The organism is Pseudomonas sp. GW821-FHT03E01 (genome assembly GCF_059420765.1).
Window position 1 is genome coordinate 344,075 of the sequence record NZ_JBWKUI010000004.1, and the last position, 19,322, is coordinate 363,396.

A 19,322-nucleotide genomic window follows, 5' to 3' on the forward strand; every position below is an offset into this window, starting at 1 on the left:
TGCATGTCTTTCGATCTCGCCGCACGCCTTGCTGCCCGTCGTGCCGAAAACCTTTATCGCCAGCGCCCGCTTCTTGAAAGCCCTCAAGGCCCGGAAGTGGTGGTCGATGGTCAGCCATTGCTGGCGTTCTGTAACAACGATTACCTGGGCCTGGCCAATCACCCGCAAGTGATCGAAGCCTGGCGCGCCGGCGCGTCTCGTTGGGGCGTGGGCGGTGGTGCTTCGCATCTGGTGATTGGCCACAGCGGCCCGCATCACGCGCTGGAAGAAGCCCTTGCCGAATTCACCGGCCGCCCGCGCGCACTGCTGTTCACCACCGGCTACATGGCCAACCTCGGCGCGGTCACCGCATTGGTCGGGCAAGGCGATACGGTGCTGGAAGACCGGCTCAATCACGCGTCGTTGCTGGATGCCGGTTTGCTGTCCGGTGCGCGTTTCAATCGCTATCTGCATAACGATGCGGCCAGTCTGGCCAACCGCCTTGAGAAGGCCACCGGCAATACGCTGGTGGTCACCGACGGCGTGTTCAGCATGGACGGTGACATCGCCGATCTGCCGGCGCTGGCGCGGGAAGCCAAGGCCAAAGGTGCCTGGTTGATGGTCGATGACGCTCACGGCTTTGGTCCGCTGGGCGCCAATGGCGGTGGGGCCGTCGAGCATTTCGGCCTGAGTCAGGAGGACGTGCCGGTGTTGGTTGGCACCCTCGGCAAGGCGTTCGGTACGGCCGGTGCTTTTGTGGCTGGCAGTGAGGAGTTGATCGAGAGCCTGATCCAGTTCGCTCGCCCCTACATCTACACCACCAGCCAGCCGCCGGCACTGGCCTGCGCGACGCTTAAAAGCCTGGAATTGTTGCGCAGCGAACACTGGCGACGTGAGCATTTGCAGGCGCTGATTCGCCAGTTCCGCCAAGGCGCCGAGCAGATTGGCCTGGAGTTGATGGACAGCTTCACGCCGATCCAGCCGATCATGATTGGCGATGCCGGGCGTGCGGTCCGGCTGTCGCAGATGCTGCGTGAGCGTGGCCTGATGGTGACCGCGATCCGTCCACCGACCGTGCCCGCCGGCAGCGCCCGCTTGCGCGTTACCCTGACTGCCGCTCACAGCGAGGCGCAGGTGCAGCTATTGTTAAGTGGACTGGCCGATTGTTTTCAACAACTGGGACCGGAGCCAAGCCATGCGTGATCGTCTGATTCTGCTGCCGGGCTGGGGTCTCGGGATTTCTCCGCTGGAACCCTTGGCGGCTGCCTTGCAAGGCCTGGATGAGCATCTGCGCGTCGAAATCGAACCACTGCCGGAACTGGAATCGAGCAACCTTGAAGAATGGCTCGATGAACTGGATTCGACGCTGCCCCAGGATGCCTGGCTAGGTGGTTGGTCATTGGGCGGCATGCTGGCATCCGAATTGGCGGCGAAGCGCGGTGACCGTTGCTGCGGTTTGGTGACCCTGGCGAGTAACCCTTCTTTTGTCGCCCATGAGCAGTGGTCGAGCGGGATGCCTGGCGAGACCTTCGACGCGTTTCTGGCCGGTTGCAAAGCCGATCCGGGCATGACGTTGAAACGTTTCTCGCTGCTGTGCACCCAAGGTGCCGCAGACCCGCGCGGGCTATCGCGGCTGTTGCTCGCTGGCGCACCGCTTTCGTCTCCATCGGTGCTGATGAGCGGCCTGGAGTTGCTTGCACAGCTGGATACCCGGCAAGCGTTGCAGGCGTTTCGCGGTCCGCAATTGCACTTGTTCGGTGGTCTCGACGGATTGGTCCCGGCCGAAGCGGCGGGGGATTTGCTGGCGCTGCTGCCGGATGTCGAAATCGGTCTGATTGAACAGGCCAGCCACGCGTTTCTTCTGGAAGACCCCCACGGTGTGGCGGGGGCGATTCAGGCCTTTTTGCATGAGTCCGGTGATGACTGATTTGTCCTTTCCCAACCTGCCCGGCGGCTTGCCCGATAAACGCCAGGTAGCGGCGTCCTTTTCCCGAGCGGCGGCGAGCTACGACAGCGTGGCCGAGTTGCAGCGCGACGTTGGCAATGAATTGTTGCGTCGCTTGCCGGAGGATTTTGTCCCGGGTCGATGGCTGGACATGGGTTGTGGCACCGGGTATTTCAGCCGTGCGCTCGGTGAGCGTTTTCCTGCCGGCAACGGGCTGGCCCTTGATATCGCAGAGGGGATGCTCAATCACGCCCGTCCCTTGGGCGGCGCCAACCATTTCATCGCCGGTGATGCCGAACGCTTGCCGTTGCAGGATTCGACCTGCGACCTGGTCTTCTCCAGCCTGGCGGTGCAATGGTGCGCGGATTTCGCCTCGGTGCTCAACGAAGCGTATCGGGTGCTGAAACCGGGCGGTATTTTCGCGTTTGCTAGTCTGTGTGTAGGCACGCTGTACGAATTGCGCGACAGCTGGCGTCAGGTGGATGGCATGGTGCACGTCAACCGCTTCCGCGAGTTCGGTGTTTACCAGCAGCTTTGCGCGGGCAGTGGCTTGAAGGTCATCAGCCTTGAAACACATCCACATGTGTTGCATTACCCCGATGTCCGCAGCCTGACCCATGAGCTCAAGGCACTCGGGGCGCATAACCTGAACCCCGGTCGGCCGGGCGGTTTGACCGGCAGGGCGCGAATCCTCGGCTTGATCGAGGCTTACGAGCAGTTTCGTCAGGCACAGGGACTGCCGGCGACTTATCAAGTGGTTTACGCCGTGCTGGAGAAACCCTTATGAGCGCAGCCTATTTCATCACCGGTACTGACACCGATGTCGGCAAGACCACCGTCGCCGCAGGTTTGCTGCATGCCGCGCGATTGTCAGGCTTGAGCACAGCGGCGGGTAAGCCGGTAGCCTCCGGGTGTGAGCTGACGCCCAAGGGATTACGCAACGCCGACGCACTGGCACTGCTGGCCGAATGCTCGATACCGTTGACCTACGATCAGGTCAATCCGGTCGCGTTCGAGCCGGCGATCGCACCGCATCTGGCAGCGCGGGAGGCTGGCGTGGCGCTGACCGTGCAATCGTTGCTGGCACCAATGCGGCAGGTTCTCGATCTGCAGGCGGACTTCACCTTGATCGAAGGCGCTGGCGGCTGGCGAGTGCCGTTGGCGGATCAAGACAATCTGTCAGACCTGGCCATGGCGCTGGATCTGCCGGTAATCCTGGTGGTTGGTGTGCGCCTGGGCTGCATCAACCATGCGCTGCTGACGGCTGAGGCAATTGCTCGGGATGGTTTGCAGTTGGCGGGGTGGGTGGCGAACATCATCGATCCGAAGACCTCGCGCCTGGAAGAAAACCTGGCGACGCTGGCCGAGCGCATTCCCGCGCCGTGCCTGGGGCGGGTGCCGAAACTCAAGTCGGTGACGGCCGAAGCGGTAGCCGAGCATCTACAGCTGGATCTGCTGGACTGACGTTTCTGGCGTGGGTTTTACCTATGATAAGGCACTGTGCCATTAGTGTTTTTGTCGGGCCTTTTAGCGGCGTGTCTGGTTCAATGGCCGCTGTTGATCCTTTGTAGGACGAGTTCTCCCATGGAAATCTCAGGAAACACCGCTTTCTATGCCGGTCTGAGCACTATTCAGACAGGGCAGAGCCGCGTCGATCAGGCTTCGGGACAGATCGCCAACAACACCATCGAGCGTTCGGTCACCAGTCAGTCCTCCGAGGTCCAGGTCGATCGTTTGCGCTCGGTAGACCGCAGCCAGCAATCGGATCTGGCCAGCAATGTGGTCGAGATGTCTCAGGGCAAGTTCCAGGTGGAACTTGGCGTCAAAGTCGCCAAGGCCTCCGATGAAATGCTCGGTACGTTGATCGATACCTTCGCCTGATTCCTCATTGAATTCACTACCCCAGCGCCGCGCCTGTTCGCGGCGTTTTTCTGCGTAAGTCCTTCTCCCTCAACTAATCTCTCCTACATGACGTGTTGCTCAATCAACGACGTTGCGCCACTGCGCGCCCAAGATTTTCATAGATCGAAGACGAACGGCAAAAGATCGGCGCTTGACAAGGTTTGGGCGTAAACGTATGTTTCAAACAACTGTTTGACCGTCACAACAAATCACCACGGTCGTTCATTCCCGGTTACATCAGCAGAGGTTTATCGCTATGCCTGACTACAAGGCCCCCTTGCGTGATATTCGCTTCGTTCGTGACGAACTGCTCGGCTACGAAGCGCACTATCAGAGCCTTCCGGCTTGCCAGGACGCAACTCCGGACATGGTTGACGCCATTCTCGAAGAAGGCGCCAAGTTTTGTGAGCAGGTGCTGGCTCCGCTGAACCGCGTGGGTGACACCGAAGGCTGCACCTGGAGCGAGTCGGGCGTTAAAACCCCGACCGGTTTCAAAGAAGCCTACAAGCAATTCGTCGAAGGCGGCTGGCCTAGCCTGGCCCACGATGTAGAGCACGGCGGCCAGGGCCTGCCGGAGTCTCTGGGCCTGGCTGTCAGCGAAATGGTTGGCGAGGCCAACTGGTCGTGGGGCATGTACCCAGGCCTGTCCCATGGCGCGATGAACACTATTTCCGAGCACGGCACGCCTGAGCAGCAAGAGGCTTACCTGACCAAACTGGTTTCCGGCGAATGGACCGGCACCATGTGCCTGACCGAACCGCACTGCGGCACTGACCTGGGCATGTTGCGCACCAAGGCCGAACCTCAGGCCGACGGCTCCTACAAAGTGTCCGGCACCAAGATCTTCATCTCGGCCGGTGAGCACGATATGGCCGACAACATCGTCCACATCGTTCTGGCACGTCTGCCGGACGCACCGGCCGGCACCAAAGGCATTTCCCTGTTCATCGTGCCGAAATTCCTGCCGAACGCAGACGGCTCGATCGGTGCGCGCAACGCTGTGAGCTGCGGTTCGCTGGAACACAAGATGGGCATCCACGGCAACGCCACCTGCGTGATGAACTTCGATGCGGCCACCGGTTACCTGATCGGCCCGGCGAACAAAGGCCTGAACTGCATGTTCACCTTCATGAACACCGCACGTCTGGGTACCGCGCTGCAAGGTCTGGCACACGCCGAGATCGGTTTCCAGGGCGGCCTGAAATACGCTCGCGATCGTCTGCAAATGCGCTCCCTGACTGGCCCGAAAGCGCCGGACAAAGCCGCTGACCCGATCATCGTTCACCCTGATGTACGTCGCATGCTGTTGACCATGAAGGCGTTCGCCGAAGGCAACCGTGCGATGGTTTACTTCACCGCCAAGCAAGTTGACATCGTCAAATACGGCGTCGATGAAGAAGAGAAGAAGAAAGCCGACGCATTGCTGGCCTTCATGACGCCGATCGCCAAAGCCTTCATGACTGAAGTCGGTTTCGAATCCGCCAACCACGGCGTGCAGATCTACGGTGGCCACGGCTTCATCGCCGAGTGGGGCATGGAGCAGAACGTTCGCGACAGCCGTATTTCGATGCTGTACGAAGGCACCACCGGCATCCAGGCACTCGACCTGCTGGGCCGTAAAGTGCTGATGACTCAAGGCGAAGCGCTCAAGGGCTTCACCAAGATCGTCCACAAGTTCTGCCAGAGCAACGAAGGCAATGACGCGGTCAAAGAGTTCGTCGAGCCATTGGCTGCGCTGAACAAAGAATGGGGCGAGCTGACCATGAAGGTCGGTATGGCGGCCATGAAAGATCGCGAAGAAGTCGGCGCAGCATCCGTGGACTACCTGATGTACTCCGGTTACGCCTGCCTGGCCTACTTCTGGGCTGACATGGCGCGTCTGGCGGCCGAGAAACTGGCTGCCGGCACCACTGAAGAGGCGTTCTACACCGCCAAGCTGCAGACTGCGCGCTTCTACTTCCAGCGCATCCTGCCGCGTACCCGCACTCACGTTGCAACCATGCTGTCGGGCGCCAACAACCTGATGGACATGAAAGAAGAAGACTTCGCACTGGGTTACTAAGCCCTACGCAGTCTCTTCACAAAGCCGCTGCTTCCTCGGAAGCAGCGGCTTTTTTATGCCTGACGCAAACGATCACGTCTTTAAATATTCCTGACTAAAACGCTAAGAAGAACGACTTTGCTGCCGTTAAAGAGGCTGCGATGTGACGCCTGTCACGTTGCACGTGCTTAGCTGCGCCAAATGCAGGCACAATGCCATCTTTGTTTGCCGGGTCGGAGCTTTACCCTTGCCGCGTTCTTCCGCTGTACGTTTCAGCCATTTTTTGCCATCGCTGCTGTTGTTGCTCGCGGGGCTTGCGGCTGCCTACGTCAAGGATCTCAACGTCTTCTTCACTTCGCTGTTCAACGTGCTGCCCACTCTGGTGCTGTTGCTCGGCGGTGCGTATTGCGCGGTTTATCGACGTCAGCGTGAACTGTTTCTGATGGTCACGGTGTACATCGCCTACTTCCTGCTCGACACCCAGACCGACTATTACCGCGACAACGGCAAGGTTCGTGAAGACGCCGCGGTGGTGTTCCATCTGTGCTGTCTGTTGTTGCCATTGCTGTTTGGCTTGTTCGCTGCCTGGCAAGAGCGTACTCACCTGTTCCAGGACATGGTGGCGCGTTTCGCTGTGTTACTGGCGTTCGGCAGTGTGGCGCTGGGGCTGGAGCAAAGTTACCCACAGGCGCTGCTGATGTGGCTGTCGGAGATCCGCTGGCCGGCGTTGCATGGTGCGTGGATGAGCCTGATCCAATTGTCTTATCCCGTGTTCATCGCCTCGTTCCTGTTATTGGCCTGGCAATACTGGCGCAACCCAAGACCCTTGCACGCTGCGCAATTGGTGGGGCTGTTGGGATTGTTCTGGATGTTGCCGAAAACCTTCATCCTGCCCTTCACCCTCAACATCATGTGCAGCCAGGTGATGTTGATGATTGCCGCCGCGGTTGCCCATGAGGCCTATCAGATGGCTTTCCGCGACGAACTCACCGGCCTGCCGGGGCGCCGCGCCCTGAACGAGCGCATGCAACGGCTGGGGCGCAATTACGTGCTGGCGATGAGCGACGTCGATCACTTCAAGAAATTCAACGACACCCACGGCCACGATGTCGGCGACCAAGTGTTGCGTCTGGTCGCCAGCAAGCTGTCGAAAATCAGTGGTGGCGGTAGGGCATATCGCTACGGCGGTGAGGAATTTGCCTTGGTGTTCGCAGGCAAGACCCTCGAAGAGTGCATGCCGCATCTGGAGGTCATCCGCGAATCCATTGCCACTTACAACATCCAGCTGCGCAATCAGGACAGCCGTCCCCAGGATGACCAGCAGGGGCGCCAGCGTCGCGCGGGTTCGGGTGCCTCGAGTGTTTCGGTCACCGTCAGCATCGGCGTCGCCGAACGCCTGGAACAACGCACCCCCGAAGAAGTGCTCAAATCCGCCGACCAGGCGCTCTACAGCGCCAAGGGGGCGGGGCGAAACTGTGTGATGGCCTTCGGTCAGAACCGCCGTGGCGCAGTGCGCATGGACGCCGCTGCGGGTTGAGTGATGATGGCGCATTCAGCGTCTGGACTGTGATTGTGAGGTGTGATGCACGGCAGTAGGTTTGGGCCATCTGCTGCCGGAGAAATGAACATGCCCGAGTACAAAGCTCCCCTGCGCGACATGCGCTTTCTGATCGATCACGTGTTTGATTTTCACAGCAACTACGCCGCGCTGGGGGCCACCGATGCCAGCCCGGACATGGTCAATGCGATTCTCGAAGAAGGCGCGAAATTCTGTGAGAACGTTCTCGCACCGCTGAACCGCAGCGGCGACGAAGAAGGCTGCCATTTCGACAACGGTGTAGTCACAACGCCTACAGGTTTCAAGCAAGCATTCGCACAATACGTGGAAGGCGGCTGGCATGGTCTGGCGGCGGACCCGGCTTACGGTGGCCAGGGCTTGCCAAGTTCCTTGGGGCTGGTCATCAGCGAAATGGTCGGCTCCAGTAACACGTCCTGGGGCATGTACCCCGGCCTGACCCACGGTGCGATGTCGGCCATCCATGCCCATGGCACTGAAGAACAGAAACAGACCTACCTGAGCAAGCTCACCGCAGGCCAATGGACCGGCACCATGTGCCTGACCGAAGCCCATTGCGGCACCGATCTGGGCATCATCAAGACCCGCGCCGTGCCTCAGGCCGATGGCAGTTACGCGATCTCTGGCAGCAAGATATTCATCTCCGCCGGTGAGCACGACATGAGTGACAACATCATTCATCTGGTGCTGGCCAAACTGCCGGACGCGCCAGCGGGGACCAAAGGTATTTCGCTGTTTATCGTGCCCAAATTCCTACCCAATGCCGAGGGCGAGGCAGGCGAGCGCAACGGCGTTTCCTGCGGCTCGATCGAACACAAAATGGGCATCAAGGCCTCGGCCACCTGCGTGCTGAATTTCGACGATGCCAAGGGCTTCTTGATCGGTGAGCCGAATAAGGGCCTGAACTGCATGTTCACCATGATGAACCACGCGCGGCTCGGCACCGGCATGCAAGGTTTGTGTCTGGGGGAGGCGAGCTTCCAGGGGGCGGTCAAATACGCCAACGACCGTCTGCAAATGCGCTCGCTGACCGGCCCGAAAGCCCCGGAAAAACCTGCCGACCCGATCATCGTGCATCCCGATGTGCGCAGGATGTTGTTGACCATGAAGGCCTTCAATGAAGGCAACCGGGCGCTGACTTACTTCACCGCACAGTTGCTGGACGCTGCGCACCTGAGCCCGGATGAAACGGCGCGTCAGGACGCCGAGGATTTGCTGGCGTTCCTCACACCGATCTGCAAAGCCTTCATGACCGACACCGGGCTGGAGGTGACCAACCTCGGCATGCAGGTGTTTGGCGGCCACGGTTTCATTCGTGAGTGGGGCATGGAGCAGTTGGTTCGCGACTGCCGGATCGCGCCGATCTATGAAGGCACCAACGGCATTCAGGCGCTGGATCTGCTTGGGCGCAAAGTCCTTGGCAGTCAGGGAAAACTGCTGCGCGGCTTCACTAAAATCGTCCACAAGTTCTGTGCGGCAAACGCTGAGCACCCGCAACTCGGCGGTTATGTGGCGCAACTCAACGATCTGAATCAGCAGTGGGGTGAATTGACCACCAGGATCGGCATGGCTGCGATGAAAAATCCGGATGAGGTCGGCGCCGCCTCGGTGGATTACCTGATGTACTGCGGCTATATCATCCTCGGCTACCTGTGGCTACGCATGGCGCTGGTGGCTCAGTCGCAGTTGGAGGCGGGCAGCGGTGATGCCGATTATTGCCGAGGCAAGCTGGCGACCAGCGAGTTTTACTTCAAGCGCTTACTGCCGCGTACGGCTGCTCATCGGGCGGCCATCGAGGCGGGTAGCGACTGTTTGATGAAGTTGCCGGCGGAGTTGTTTGCACTTTAATCATTCAAATCGGCCATAAAGAAGCCCGCCTTGCTGCGGGCTTCTTTATGAAGAACAGGTCGGTGACTAAAAATAACAAATCGGTCATGGGCTGACCCTATGTGTCGTAAAAGTTGTTGAGGTACACTCGGACACAGCGAAATCACTATTCCTACGAACCACCTGTTTAGATCTTGCGAGGTTTGCCATGGCTGACTACAAAGCGCCCCTGCGCGATATGCGCTTCGTCCTCAATGAAGTTTTCGAGGTCGCCAAACTCTGGGCCGAACTGCCTGCGCTCGCCGAGACCGTCGATGCCGAAACCGTCGAAGCCATTCTGGAAGAAGCCGGCAAGGTCACCAGCAAAAGCATCGCGCCCCTGAGCCGTGCGGCTGACGAAGAAGGTTGCCACTGGGCCGACGGTGCCGTCACCACCCCGGCCGGTTTCCCACAGGCGTATCAGACCTACGCTGAAGGCGGTTGGGTCGGTGTCGGTGGCGATCCAACCTACGGCGGCATGGGCATGCCCAAGGCGGTTTCGGCGCAGGTCGAAGAAATGGTCAACTCCGCCAGCCTGTCGTTCGGTCTGTATCCGATGCTGACCGCCGGCGCCTGCCTGTCGATCAACGCCCACGCCAGCGAAGAGCTGAAAGCCGCGTACCTGCCGAACATGTACGCCGGTGTCTGGGCCGGTTCCATGTGCCTGACCGAGCCGCACGCCGGTACTGATCTGGGGATTATCCGCACCAAGGCCGAACCTCAGGCTGACGGTTCCTACAAGGTCAGCGGCACCAAGATCTTCATCACCGGCGGCGAACACGACCTGACCGAGAACATCATCCACTTGGTCTTGGCCAAGCTGCCGGACGCGCCAGCAGGGCCGAAAGGTATTTCGCTGTTCCTGGTGCCGAAGTTCATGGTCAATGCCGATGGCAGCCTCGGTGCGCGCAACCCGGCGACCTGTGGTTCGATCGAACACAAGATGGGTATCCAGGCATCCGCAACCTGCGTGATGAACTTCGACGAAGCCGTGGGTTACCTGGTCGGCGAGCCGAACAAAGGCCTGGCGGCGATGTTCACCATGATGAACTACGAGCGTCTGGGTGTCGGCATCCAGGGCCTGGCCTCGGGTGAACGTTCCTACCAGAACGCCATTGAATACGCTCGCGACCGCCTGCAGAGCCGTTCGCCGACCGGCGCGCAGAACAAGGACAAAGTGGCTGACCCGATCATCGTCCACCCTGACGTGCGTCGCATGCTGCTGACCATGAAAGCCTCGAACGAAGGCGGCCGTGCATTTTCCACTTACGTGGCGATGCAACTGGACACCGCCAAGTTCAGCGAAGACGCCACCACCCGCAAGCGCGCAGAAGACCTGGTCGCACTGTTGACGCCTGTTGCCAAGGCATTCCTGACCGATTTGGGGCTTGAAACCACAGTTCATGGCCAGCAGATTTTTGGCGGCCACGGCTACATCCGTGAGTGGGGCCAGGAGCAACTGGTTCGTGACGTGCGTATCACGCAGATCTACGAAGGCACCAATGGTATTCAGGCGCTGGACCTTGTCGGGCGCAAGATCGTCGGCAGCGGCGGGGCGTTCTACAAACTGTTCGCTGACGAGATTCGTCATTTCACCGCGACGGCCAGTGCTGATTTGGCGGAGTTCACCAAACCGCTGAACGATGCAGTGGGCACCCTCGACGATCTGACCGCATGGCTGCTGGACCGGGCGAAAAACAACCCGAACGAAATCGGCGCTGCTTCGGTCGAGTATCTACAAGCATTCGGTTACACCGCCTATGCCTACATGTGGGCACTGATGGCCAAGGCAGCCTTCGGCAAAGAAGCGCAGGACGATTTCTACGCGAGCAAACTGGGTACGGCGCGGTTCTATTTCGCTCGTCTGCTGCCACGTATTCACTCGTTGAGCGCGTCGGTAAAGGCGGGAAGCGAATCGTTGTTCCTGTTGGACGCAGGACAGTTCTGACTCTGTAACGTCATGTAAGCATTCTCTTACATGACGTGCTGCTGTTTTCCCATATGCGCAGATTGGATCCAGAGCTAATCTACTTCACATGGACGTCGCGCAGGAAGCGCAAAGCAACAACACGGACACGTAGGATTCTGCCAGGACGGCGGAGTGAAATGGATGTCAGGGAAACAGTCTGCAAAGCCCCGCTTCGGCGGGGTTTTCTTTTGCCTGCAAAAAAGTTCAGCTCAACCCATCCAGGGCCGTCGGGCTACGCAAGTGTTCATCCATCACCTCTTCCAGCAATGTCCGCAACAACGCCAGCGAAGCCTGTTGCCGCTGCACATCCCGACACACCAACCCCACTTTCAGCGGCACCCGCGGCTCACTCAGTGGTTTCCACAGCAACTCTTGGTCGCCATGGGTCTTTTGCGAGCGTCCGGGCAGCACAGTCGCCAGCCGCGTGTGCGGCAGGCTGTCGAGAATCCCCGCCATGTTGTTCAGCTCGGCCTGCACCTGCGGCCGGCGCCCAAGACTGGCCAGTTGTGCCTGCCAGATCTGCCGCACCTGGAACTCTTCACCCAACAGCAACATGGGCAACTCGGCCGCCTGGCTCATGGAGACCTTCTTGAATTCGCGCAACGGATGGTCCGCCGGGATGACAAGGGTCAGCTCATCTTCGTACAACGGCACGCCGTGCAAACCCGGCTGACGGGGCGGCAGGTAACTGATCCCGATGTCCAGCGAACCATTGAGTAGTCGCCGCTCGATTTCCAGGCCGGTCAGTTCATAGATCTGCACCACCAGATGCGGCTGTGCCTTGCGCACGCGTTCGAGCATTTGCGGCACCAGGCTGGAGTGGACGGTCTGCAGTACGCCAATGGCCAAGGTTCGCAGCGCCTTGCCCTTGAAATTGCCCAAGGCTTCGCGCGCGCGTTGCAAGCCATCGAGCAAGGGCAGGGCATGGTTGTACAACGTGTGGGCCGCCAGGGTTGGCAGCAGACGTTTGCTGCTGCGTTCGAACAGGCTTACATCGAGGTTCTGTTCGAGTTGGCGGATCTGCTGGGACAACGCAGGCTGGGAGATAGAAAGCCGCTCGGCGGCCCGACCGACGTGGCCCTCTTCGTAGACCGCGACGAAATAACGCAGTTGCTTGAAATCCATAAGTAATACTTATCGAAAATGCTGAGAAATCGAAATGGCTCAGTGCCTTGCCTACGCCTAGTCTAACCGCATTCACAAGGCTTACAGGGCCATAAAGCACGATGAATACCGTTTACAGCGATGGTGTTTACATAGGCAAGGCAAAAAACCTCGGACGAGGTTTTATCCGATGAATCTGTTCAACCTGCGACGCAAGCCACCGAGCCTTGATGACCTGGCGATGGACACTTCCCTGCCGGCCAGAAGCGACAACTTTTCCAGCGAGTGCCTGATGCCCAGTGTCGAACGACCGAAACAGATTTTCGTGCGTGGCCAAGGCTCCTGGTTGTGGGACAGCGATAACCGCGCTTACCTGGATTTCTCACAGGGTGGCGGCGCCAATAGCCTCGGACATAGCCCTTCAGCACTGGTCAAAGCGATTTCGGAGCAGGCTCAGTCGCTGATCAATCCGGGTTTCGGTCTGCACAACCGCGGCATGCTCAACCTCGCCGACCGGCTCTGCGCCGGTACCGGCAGTGACCAGGCGTACCTGCTCAACAGTGGCAGCGAAGCCTGTGAAGCGGCGATCAAACTGGCGCGCAAATGGGGCCAGCAACATCGTGGCGGCGCTTCGCGGATCATTGTGGCCAGCAAAGGCTGTCATGGCCGTAGCCTGGGGACGATTTCTGCGTCGGACAGTTCGAATCTGATCAACCGATTCGAGCCACAGTTGCCGGGCTTCAGCCATGTCCCGTTCAATGACCTGCCCGCCTTGCATGCGGCCGTGGATGCCCAGACGGTCGCGATCATGCTCGAACCGATCCAGAGCGAGGCCGGGGTGATTCCCGCTACCGAGCACTACCTCAAGGGCGTCGAGCGCTTGTGTCGTGAGCTTGGCATTCTGCTGATATTTGACGAAGTGCAAACCGGCGTCGGGCGCTGCGGCACATTGCTTGCCGAACACTCCTACGGCGTGCGGGCAGATATCGTGGTGCTCGGCAAAGGGCTCGGTGGTGGCGTGCCATTGGCGGCATTGTTGGCGCGAGGCAAGGCCTGTTGTTTCGAAATCGGCGAAATGAGCGGCACTCATCATGGCAATGCGTTGATGAGTGCCGTCGGGCTTGTCGTGCTCGACAGCGTGCAGGACAAGGGCTTTATCGATCATATGCGGGAAACCGCTCAGCATCTGGGCGAAGGCCTGAGTCGTCTGGCCCATCGCTATGGTCACGGCGAATTGCGTGGGCAAGGGCTGCTCTGGGGGCTCGATCTGTCCGACGATTCGGCCGACGCCGTAGTCAAGGCTGCATTGTACGAAGGCTTGCTGCTCAATGCGCCGCAAGCCGATTGCCTGCGCTTTACTCCGGCCCTTACGGTCAGCAAGGCCAATATCGACGAAATGCTCCTGCGTCTGGCCCGCGCCTTCTCCCGCGTGCGCACCGCGCAACTGCAGTGCCGCAAAGGTATTGCGGTCTGATCAGACCCGCCCTACACGAATTTCCGAACCGTCTCGCGGTATAACGCAGCGCCCCACGTTTGATTCTTTTCGCGTGGGGCGTTTTTTTGTCTCTGCGTTTTGCCGAAGACATTTCAGTGCTTGAGTGATAGCAGGATCAATGGTTGCCCGCGAATGGGGCGCTACGATTTCAGTCCGCCAACTCCATCACCCGCCGATAAAACATCCATTCCTGCTCCAGCACATGGGCCTGGTTGCCGGCCTTGCGAAAGCCATGGCGTTCGTCGGCATAGTAATGCGCTTCGACCAGAATGCCGTTGTCCTGTAATGCCTTGACCATGTCGCGGGTCTGTTGCGGCACCACCACGGCGTCCAGTTCACCCTGAAAGAAGATCATTGGAACGCTAATGTTGTTCGCATGCAGCAGCGGCGTGCGCGCGGCGTAGCGTTCAGCGTCCTCTACCGGGTCGCCGATCAACCAGTCCAGATAATCGCTTTCGAACTTGTGCGTGACGCGGCCCAGCGCAACGGGATCGCTGACGCCATACAGGCTGGCGCCCGCACGAAAGACCTTGTGAAAGGCCAATGCGCACAATGCGGTGTACCCGCCGGCGCTGCCACCACGGATAAACGCTTTATCGCCGTCGATCAGTCCGCGCCCGGCCAGGTAGCCGACCACTGCGCAGGCATCTTTCACGTCCACCTTGCCCCAGCTCAAATGCAGCGCCTGGCGATAAGCACGGCCGTAGCCGCTGCTGCCTCGGTAGTTGAGATCGGCCACGGCGAAGCCGCGTTGTGCCCAATACTGGATTCGCGGGTCGAACATCGGGTAGCAGGCCGAAGTCGGGCCGCCGTGAATGAACACCACCAAGGGCGGTTTCGTATCGTCGTTCATTGCCGGGTAGAAGAACCCGTGGGCCTCGCCCGAACCGCTCGGATAACGCAGGGTTTGCGGGCGGCTGATCTGATCGGCCGGCAGGGGGACAACACCACCGGCGAGGGGCTTCACCTGCCGGGTCTTGCGGTCAATGGCAATCACCGACGCCGAACTGACTGGTGAAGCGGCGATGCAGTAGATGAACTGGTCATCCTGTGCGAGATGGCGGAAGCGGCTGTAGTCGCCCGTGAAATCCTCACGGGAGCCATCGCCATGACAAAGCCCCAGTCGCCCAAAACCCTCTTCGGTCCAACTCGCCAGATAAGTGTCTTCGCTCAACGGTAACCAGGTGCAACCACCCAATTGCCAGGGCGCCGGTCCATGGTCGGCAGCAGCGCTCGGGAGTGGGCTCAGACCGTCGGCCGACTCCACCCACGGCTGCCAGAAACCGCCGCGATCGGTCAGACAATACAGACGGCCGCTGTCATCGAATCTCGGTTGTTGCAGTGACTCCTGAGCACCGTCACCTGCCACGCAACGCGGTTGCGCAAAGGTGTGATCGCGCTGGCGCTCGGCAACCATCAGGCGTGTTGCGGTCCAGGGCTGATCCGGGCGATTCCACTCGATCCAGGCCAGACGCCGACCATCAGGACTCAAGGTCGGTGCCGCGTAGAAATCAGCGCCTTCGGCCAGCAGATGGCGTCGGCCATCGGCCAGATCGATCGCCACCAGGCGATGCCGATCGCGGTTTTCTTCCACCGCCAGCACTTGCCCGTTGGCGAAGTGCAGATCGCCGTACCGGCATTCACTTGAAGTCAGCACCTCAGGCGTCTCATCGCTCAGCGATTGCCGATACAGCTGCTGATCGGCCTCGTTGACGAACACCAGCCCGTCATCGGTCAGACAAAACGCGCCACCGCCATATTCGTACACCCGGCTGCGCACACTGAAGGTGGGTGGCGTCAGGCAGTGGGCCTGACCGTCGCGCCACTGCCAGACTCGGCAGGCAGCATCTTCGGGGCGGTACTCGTTCCAGAACAGGCCATGTGGCCCGACCTGCAACTCGGCGAAGTCGATGCCGGCCGCGACGGCCCTGGCGGCGCTCAAGGGTTCAGCTTTTGGCGATGAGGCGTGAGTTTCGTTCATTGCGAAAGGCCAGTTGTTCGATGGTCTGGGTCGCGTGCTCGGCTTCTTCGCGGGCCTTGAGGATCACGCCGTGATGTTCCGACTTGCTGCACACCGGGTCGGCATTGCTCGCGTCACCCGTGAGCATGAACGCCTGGCAACGGCAGCCGCCGAAGTCCTTTTCTTTCTCGTCGCAGGAGCGGCACGGCTCGGGCATCCAGTCGTAACCGCGAAAGCGGTTGAAGCCGAACGAGTCGTACCAGATGTGCTGCATGCTGTGGTCGCGCACGTTGGGAAACTGCACCGGCAGCTGTCGGGCGCCATGACAGGGCAGGGCGGTTCCGTCTGGTGTGACCGTCAGAAAAATACTGCCCCAGCCATTCATGCAGGCTTTCGGACGCTCTTCGTAATAGTCCGGCGTCACGAAAATCAGCTTGCACGGATGCCCTTCGGCTTCCAGTTTCGCGCGGTATTCGTTGGTGATGCGTTCGGCGCGAACCAATTGTTCCTTGGTCGGTAACAGGCCGACCCGATTGAGCTGAGCCCAACCATAGAACTGGCACGTCGCGAGTTCGACGAAGTCTGCCTCAAGGGCAATGCACAGCTCGATGATCCGGTCGATTTTGTCGATGTTGTGCCGATGGGTGACGAAGTTCAGCACCATCGGATAGCCGTGCGCCTTCACCGCACGGGCCATTTCGAGTTTTTGCGCGAAGGCCTTTTTCGAGCCGGCCAGCAGGTTGTTCACCTGCTCGTCGCTGGCCTGGAAGCTGATCTGGATGTGGTCCAGGCCGGCCTTTTTGAAGTCGCTGATTTTCTGCTCGGTGAGGCCGATGCCGGAGGTGATCAGGTTGGTGTAGAACCCCAGTTTGCGCGCCTCAGCGATCAACTCGGCGAGGTCCTGGCGTACCAGCGGTTCACCACCGGAAAACCCCAACTGCGCCGCGCCCATTTCCCGGGCTTCGCGAAAGACCTTGATCCACTGCTCGGTGGTCAACTCCTGGCCTTGCTCGGCGAAATCCAGCGGATTGGAGCAGTACGGGCATTGCAACGGGCAGCGATAGGTCAGCTCCGCCAGCAGCCAAAGGGGCAGGCCGATTTCGGGCTTGGGCGGTAACTTGTCTGACACGGAATCAGGCAAGTTCGATCCAGTGCTGAGCACGGGCGACCTCCATGAATTGCTCGATGTCGTCACCGAGCTCGGGCACGCCGGGGAACTGTTTGTCGAGCTCGGCGATGATGGCCGCGACATCTCGCTGGCCATCGATCAAGCCGCCGATCAGCGCGGCGCTCTCATTGAGTTTGATCATGCCTTCGGGGTAGAGCAATACATGGCCCTTTTGCGCCGGTTCGTACTGGAAACGGTAGCCGGGACGCCAGGTCGGGGTTTTGCTGCGATCAAAACTCATAAGGTGATTCCTTTATGCCAGACCCGCTGTTCGGTCACGCTGTGGTACGGCGGGCGGTTCAGTTCGTAGGCCATGCTCATGGCATCGAGCATGCTCCAAAGAATGTCCAGTTTGAACTGGAGAATTTCCAGCATGCGCTCCTGGCCTTCCCGCGTAGTGTAATGCTGCAACGTGATTGCCAGACCGTGCTCCACATCCCGGCGAGCCTGGCCCAGGCGCGTACGGAAATATTCGTAACCGGCCGGGTCGATCCACGGGTAATGTTGCGGCCAACTGTCGAGGCGCGATTGGTGGATTTGCGGCGCGAACAGCTCGGTCAATGAGCTGCTGGCGGCTTCCTGCCAACGGGCCCGGCGGGCGAAGTTGACGTAGGCATCCACGGCGAAACGCACGCCGGGCAGCACCAGCTCCTGGGAGCGCAACTGATCCGGGGCGAGGCCGACCGCTTGCCCAAGACGCAACCAGGCTTCGATACCGCCGTCTTCGCCGGGGGCGCCGTCATGGTCCAGCAGGCGCTGAATCCACTCGCGACGAATCTCGCGGTCCGGGCAGTTGGCCAGGATCGCGGCGTCCTTGAGCGGGATGTTCACCTGATAGTAAAAGCGGTTGGCGACCCAGCCCTGGATCTGCTCGCGGGTCGCCCGGCCTTCATACATCGCCACGTGATACGGATGATAGATGTGGTAGTAGGCGCCCTTGGCGCGCAGGGCCGCTTCGAATTCGGCGGGGGACATTGGGGTATCAGTCATTGCGGTTCTCCGGGAACAACCGGTGGATTCTTTGGTGTCTGGTCTGACGCCTTCGCGGGCAGGCCTGCTCCCACAGAGATAGCGCTATCCCTGTGGGAGCGTGGCTGGCCCGCGAAGAGGCTATCCGCTACAGCACAATACTCATGCCGTCATAAGCCACTTCAACTTCACGACGGGCCAGCTCCGCACGCTCTGGCGAATCCTCATCGAGAATCGGGTTGGTGTTGTTGATGTGGATAAGCACTTTGCGCTGCTTGGGCAGTTGTTCCAGCACTTCGAGCATGCCGCCGGGGCCGTTCTGCGCCAGATGGCCCATTTCCCGACCCGTGCGCGTGCCGACACCACGGCGCCGCATTTCGTCGTCGTCCCACATCGTACCGTCCACCAGCAGGCAATCGCTGCTGGCCATGATCTTCAGCAGTGGTGCATCGACCTTGCCCAGGCCCGGTGCGTAGAACAGTTTACCGCCGGTGCTCAGGTCTTCGACGATCAGGCCGATGTTGTCGCCCGGATGCGGGTCGAAGCGGTGCGGCGAGTAGGGTGGGGCGGCGCTGCGCAGGGGCAGTGGGGTGAAACGCAGATTCGGGCAGGCCGGGACGGTGAAGCTCTGATCGAGTTCGATACGGTTCCAGTTCAACCCGCCGTTCCAGTGGGTCAGCATGGTGAACAACGGGAACCCGGTGCTCAGGTCTTCATGGACCATGTCGGTGCACCAGACCTGATGCGGGCAGCCTTCGCGCAAGCTGAGCAGGCCGGTGGTGTGGTCGATCTGGCTGTCCATCAGGATGATTGCGCTGATGCCGGTATCACGCAGCGCGCGGCCCGGCTGCATCGGCGCGAAACTCTGGAGCTGGGCGCGGATGTCCGGCGAAGCATTGCACAGCACCCAGTTCACGCCATCATCGGAAATCGCGATGGACGACTGGGTACGCGCTTCGGCCCGCAGGCTGCCGTCGCGAAAACCTGCGCAGTTCGCGCAGTTGCAGTTCCACTGGGGGAAACCGCCGCCGGCGGCGGAACCTAGAATCTGGACAAACATGGCCGCTCCATCATTGAAAACTGAAAATAAAAACGCCCCGGCAAGCCGAGGCGTAGCACTGCATTCTCTACCAAACGGCAGAGCTTAGCGGCTTGCGAAGTACATGGTGACTTCGAAGCCGATACGCAGGTCGGTGTAAGCAGGTTTGGACCAGGACATAGAAGCGCTCCTTCAGGTGGATGGGACAGTTGAGACCTACACATATAGTCCACCTCCAGCCGGAGATGTTCAGATAGTTAGGTGGCTATGTTACTCAAAATTACAGAGTGATTGGCTGCGAATCTTTGA

At 60.0% G+C, this 19,322-nt stretch carries 17 protein-coding genes; 10 read left to right on the top strand and 7 right to left on the bottom strand.

Annotated features, from left to right (window positions below; translation table 11 throughout):
• Positions 1 to 3: 3 nt before the first annotated feature.
• The 9 genes from bioF (at position 4) to AC07VO_RS09395 (ending at position 11,257) form a co-directional block, all read left to right on the top strand.
• The gene (bioF, locus tag AC07VO_RS09355) at positions 4 to 1,182 is read left to right on the top strand and encodes an 8-amino-7-oxononanoate synthase (RefSeq protein ID WP_086944445.1); all 1,179 of its coding nucleotides are present in this window, start codon (positions 4 to 6) and stop codon (positions 1,180 to 1,182) included.
• Positions 1,175 to 1,906 carry an alpha/beta fold hydrolase gene (locus AC07VO_RS09360; protein ID WP_018928818.1) on the top strand — a complete coding sequence of 244 codons (732 nt, stop codon included), beginning with the start codon at positions 1,175 to 1,177 and terminating at the stop codon, positions 1,904 to 1,906. The genes bioF and AC07VO_RS09360 overlap by 8 nt, the downstream gene beginning before the upstream one ends.
• Entirely contained in the window at positions 1,899 to 2,711 is an 813-nt protein-coding gene (bioC, locus tag AC07VO_RS09365) for a malonyl-ACP O-methyltransferase BioC (protein ID WP_018928819.1), read from the top strand. Before AC07VO_RS09360 ends, bioC begins: the two co-directional genes overlap by 8 nt.
• Positions 2,708 to 3,388, top strand: a complete 681-nt coding sequence (gene bioD / locus AC07VO_RS09370; protein ID WP_018928820.1) for a dethiobiotin synthase — start codon at positions 2,708 to 2,710, stop codon at positions 3,386 to 3,388. The genes bioC and bioD overlap by 4 nt, the downstream gene beginning before the upstream one ends.
• A gap of 120 nt (positions 3,389 to 3,508) precedes the next feature.
• Complete coding sequence (locus tag AC07VO_RS09375; protein ID WP_018928821.1) at positions 3,509 to 3,805, top strand: hypothetical protein; 297 nt, start codon at positions 3,509 to 3,511, stop codon at positions 3,803 to 3,805.
• 277 nt (positions 3,806 to 4,082) lie between these two features.
• A complete protein-coding gene (locus AC07VO_RS09380) occupies positions 4,083 to 5,888 on the top strand; it encodes a phenylacyl-CoA dehydrogenase (protein WP_007936490.1) in 1,806 nt (601 codons plus the stop codon).
• 226 nt (positions 5,889 to 6,114) lie between these two features.
• Positions 6,115 to 7,404, top strand: a complete 1,290-nt coding sequence (locus AC07VO_RS09385) for a GGDEF domain-containing protein (protein WP_018928822.1) — start codon at positions 6,115 to 6,117, stop codon at positions 7,402 to 7,404.
• 90 nt (positions 7,405 to 7,494) lie between these two features.
• Entirely contained in the window at positions 7,495 to 9,291 is a 1,797-nt protein-coding gene (locus AC07VO_RS09390) for an acyl-CoA dehydrogenase C-terminal domain-containing protein (RefSeq protein WP_064620793.1), read from the top strand.
• A gap of 187 nt (positions 9,292 to 9,478) precedes the next feature.
• Positions 9,479 to 11,257: an acyl-CoA dehydrogenase C-terminal domain-containing protein gene (locus AC07VO_RS09395; protein ID WP_018928824.1), complete on the top strand. Its 1,779-nt coding sequence runs from the start codon at positions 9,479 to 9,481 to the stop codon at positions 11,255 to 11,257.
• Between the two features lie 225 nt (positions 11,258 to 11,482).
• On the opposite strand, the gene AC07VO_RS09400 is transcribed toward AC07VO_RS09395, so the two are convergent.
• Positions 11,483 to 12,403, bottom strand: a complete 921-nt coding sequence (locus tag AC07VO_RS09400; protein ID WP_028940266.1) for a LysR family transcriptional regulator — start codon at positions 12,401 to 12,403, stop codon at positions 11,483 to 11,485.
• A 169-nt stretch (positions 12,404 to 12,572) separates the two neighbouring features.
• On the opposite strand from AC07VO_RS09400, the gene AC07VO_RS09405 reads away from it, so the two are divergent.
• Positions 12,573 to 13,856 (top strand): aspartate aminotransferase family protein, encoded by a 1,284-nt coding sequence (locus tag AC07VO_RS09405; protein WP_086944446.1) that lies wholly within the window; start codon positions 12,573 to 12,575, stop codon positions 13,854 to 13,856.
• A gap of 169 nt (positions 13,857 to 14,025) precedes the next feature.
• On the opposite strand, the gene AC07VO_RS09410 is transcribed toward AC07VO_RS09405, so the two are convergent.
• The 6 genes from AC07VO_RS09410 to pqqA all read right to left on the bottom strand — a co-directional run bounded on the left by AC07VO_RS09410 (position 14,026) and on the right by pqqA (position 19,193).
• Positions 14,026 to 15,858, bottom strand: a complete 1,833-nt coding sequence (locus AC07VO_RS09410; RefSeq protein WP_086944447.1) for a S9 family peptidase — start codon at positions 15,856 to 15,858, stop codon at positions 14,026 to 14,028.
• Positions 15,824 to 16,966 carry a pyrroloquinoline quinone biosynthesis protein PqqE gene (gene pqqE, locus AC07VO_RS09415; RefSeq protein ID WP_173861131.1) on the bottom strand — a complete coding sequence of 381 codons (1,143 nt, stop codon included), beginning with the start codon at positions 16,964 to 16,966 and terminating at the stop codon, positions 15,824 to 15,826. Before pqqE ends, AC07VO_RS09410 begins: the two co-directional genes overlap by 35 nt.
• A gap of 4 nt (positions 16,967 to 16,970) precedes the next feature.
• Positions 16,971 to 17,246 carry a pyrroloquinoline quinone biosynthesis peptide chaperone PqqD gene (pqqD, locus tag AC07VO_RS09420; protein ID WP_018928829.1) on the bottom strand — a complete coding sequence of 92 codons (276 nt, stop codon included), beginning with the start codon at positions 17,244 to 17,246 and terminating at the stop codon, positions 16,971 to 16,973.
• Positions 17,243 to 17,995, bottom strand: a complete 753-nt coding sequence (gene pqqC / locus AC07VO_RS09425; RefSeq protein ID WP_086944449.1) for a pyrroloquinoline-quinone synthase PqqC — start codon at positions 17,993 to 17,995, stop codon at positions 17,243 to 17,245. Before pqqC ends, pqqD begins: the two co-directional genes overlap by 4 nt.
• Before the next feature lie 127 nt (positions 17,996 to 18,122).
• Complete coding sequence (pqqB, locus tag AC07VO_RS09430; RefSeq protein WP_086944450.1) at positions 18,123 to 19,034, bottom strand: pyrroloquinoline quinone biosynthesis protein PqqB; 912 nt, start codon at positions 19,032 to 19,034, stop codon at positions 18,123 to 18,125.
• A gap of 84 nt (positions 19,035 to 19,118) precedes the next feature.
• Complete coding sequence (gene pqqA / locus AC07VO_RS09435) at positions 19,119 to 19,193, bottom strand: pyrroloquinoline quinone precursor peptide PqqA (protein ID WP_009045898.1); 75 nt, start codon at positions 19,191 to 19,193, stop codon at positions 19,119 to 19,121.
• Between the last annotated feature and the right edge of the window lie 129 nt (positions 19,194 to 19,322).

Bases quoted from the DNA above. Each gene is read 5' to 3' on its own strand.
- bioF (WP_086944445.1), top strand. From the start codon at position 4: ATGTCTTTCGATCTCGCCGCACGCCTTGCTGCCCGTCGTGCCGAAAAC.
- AC07VO_RS09360 (WP_018928818.1), top strand. From the start codon at position 1,175: ATGCGTGATCGTCTGATTCTGCTGCCGGGCTGGGGTCTCGGGATTTCT.
- bioC (WP_018928819.1), top strand. From the start codon at position 1,899: ATGACTGATTTGTCCTTTCCCAACCTGCCCGGCGGCTTGCCCGATAAA.
- bioD (WP_018928820.1), top strand. From the start codon at position 2,708: ATGAGCGCAGCCTATTTCATCACCGGTACTGACACCGATGTCGGCAAG.
- AC07VO_RS09375 (WP_018928821.1), top strand. From the start codon at position 3,509: ATGGAAATCTCAGGAAACACCGCTTTCTATGCCGGTCTGAGCACTATT.
- AC07VO_RS09380 (WP_007936490.1), top strand. From the start codon at position 4,083: ATGCCTGACTACAAGGCCCCCTTGCGTGATATTCGCTTCGTTCGTGAC.
- AC07VO_RS09390 (WP_064620793.1), top strand. From the start codon at position 7,495: ATGCCCGAGTACAAAGCTCCCCTGCGCGACATGCGCTTTCTGATCGAT.
- AC07VO_RS09395 (WP_018928824.1), top strand. From the start codon at position 9,479: ATGGCTGACTACAAAGCGCCCCTGCGCGATATGCGCTTCGTCCTCAAT.
- AC07VO_RS09400 (WP_028940266.1), bottom strand. From the start codon at position 12,403: ATGGATTTCAAGCAACTGCGTTATTTCGTCGCGGTCTACGAAGAGGGC.
- AC07VO_RS09405 (WP_086944446.1), top strand. From the start codon at position 12,573: ATGAATCTGTTCAACCTGCGACGCAAGCCACCGAGCCTTGATGACCTG.
- AC07VO_RS09410 (WP_086944447.1), bottom strand. From the start codon at position 15,858: ATGAACGAAACTCACGCCTCATCGCCAAAAGCTGAACCCTTGAGCGCC.
- pqqD (WP_018928829.1), bottom strand. From the start codon at position 17,246: ATGAGTTTTGATCGCAGCAAAACCCCGACCTGGCGTCCCGGCTACCGT.
- pqqC (WP_086944449.1), bottom strand. From the start codon at position 17,995: ATGACTGATACCCCAATGTCCCCCGCCGAATTCGAAGCGGCCCTGCGC.
- pqqB (WP_086944450.1), bottom strand. From the start codon at position 19,034: ATGTTTGTCCAGATTCTAGGTTCCGCCGCCGGCGGCGGTTTCCCCCAG.